At 52.7% G+C, this 1,701-nt stretch carries 1 rRNA gene; it reads right to left on the bottom strand.

Annotated features, from left to right (window positions below):
* Nucleotides 1-1,701: ribosomal RNA gene (locus ACF8R4_RS24135) — 23S ribosomal RNA — on the bottom strand; the annotation flags it as partial.

Genomic DNA, 1,701 nt, shown 5'->3' with positions numbered 1-1,701 from the left:
GGTCAAGCCTCACGGGCAATTAGTATTGGTTAGCTCAACGCCTCACAGCGCTTACACACCCAACCTATCAACGTCGTAGTCTTCGACGGCCCTTTAGGGGATTCAAGATCCCAGTGAGATCTCATCTTGAGGCAAGTTTCCCGCTTAGATGCTTTCAGCGGTTATCTCTTCCGAACATAGCTACCCGGCAATGCCACTGGCGTGACAACCGGAACACCAGAGGTTCGTCCACTCCGGTCCTCTCGTACTAGGAGCAGCCCCTCTCAAATCTCAAACGTCCACGGCAGATAGGGACCGAACTGTCTCACGACGTTCTAAACCCAGCTCGCGTACCACTTTAAATGGCGAACAGCCATACCCTTGGGACCGGCTTCAGCCCCAGGATGTGATGAGCCGACATCGAGGTGCCAAACACCGCCGTCGATATGAACTCTTGGGCGGTATCAGCCTGTTATCCCCGGAGTACCTTTTATCCGTTGAGCGATGGCCCTTCCATACAGAACCACCGGATCACTAAGACCTACTTTCGTACCTGCTCGACGTGTTTGTCTCGCAGTCAAGCGCGCTTTTGCCTTTATACTCTACGACCGATTTCCGACCGGTCTGAGCGCACCTTCGTACTCCTCCGTTACTCTTTGGGAGGAGACCGCCCCAGTCAAACTACCCACCATACACTGTCCTCGATCCGGATAACGGACCTGAGTTAGAACCTCAAAGTTGCCAGGGTGGTATTTCAAGGATGGCTCCATGAGAACTGGCGTCCCCACTTCAAAGCCTCCCACCTATCCTACACAAGCAAATTCAAAGTCCAGTGCAAAGCTATAGTAAAGGTTCACGGGGTCTTTCCGTCTAGCCGCGGATACACTGCATCTTCACAGCGATTTCAATTTCACTGAGTCTCGGGTGGAGACAGCGCCGCCATCGTTACGCCATTCGTGCAGGTCGGAACTTACCCGACAAGGAATTTCGCTACCTTAGGACCGTTATAGTTACGGCCGCCGTTTACCGGGGCTTCGATCAAGAGCTTCGCTTGCGCTAACCCCATCAATTAACCTTCCGGCACCGGGCAGGCGTCACACCCTATACGTCCACTTTCGTGTTTGCAGAGTGCTGTGTTTTTAATAAACAGTCGCAGCGGCCTGGTATCTTCGACCGGCATGAGCTTACGGAGCAAGTCCTTCACCCTCGCCGGCGCACCTTCTCCCGAAGTTACGGTGCCATTTTGCCTAGTTCCTTCACCCGAGTTCTCTCAAGCGCCTTGGTATTCTCTACCTAACCACCTGTGTCGGTTTGGGGTACGGTTCCCAGTTATCTGAAGCTTAGGAGCTTTTCTTGGAAGCATGGTATCAACCACTTCGTCGCCTAAAGGCAACTCGTCATCAGCTCTCGGCCTTGAAATCCCGGATTTGCCTAAGATTTCAGCCTACCACCTTAAACCTGGACAACCAACGCCAGGCTGGCCTAACCTTCTCCGTCCCTCCATCGCAATAACTGGAAGTACAGGAATATTAACCTGTTTTCCATCGACTACGCTTTTCAGCCTCGCCTTAGGGACCGACTAACCCTGCGTCGATTAACGTTGCGCAGGAAACCTTGGTCTTTCGGCGTGCGAGTTTTTCACTCGCATTGTCGTTACTCATGTCAGCATTCGCACTTCTGATACCTCCAGCAAGCTTCTCAACTCACCTTCACAGGCTTACA

Origin of the sequence: Pseudomonas sp. FYR_2 (genome assembly GCF_043106425.1) — a bacterium.
GTDB lineage: Bacteria > Pseudomonadota > Gammaproteobacteria > Pseudomonadales > Pseudomonadaceae > Aquipseudomonas > Aquipseudomonas monteilii.
This window is presented reverse-complemented; position numbering and strand designations above follow the sequence as displayed.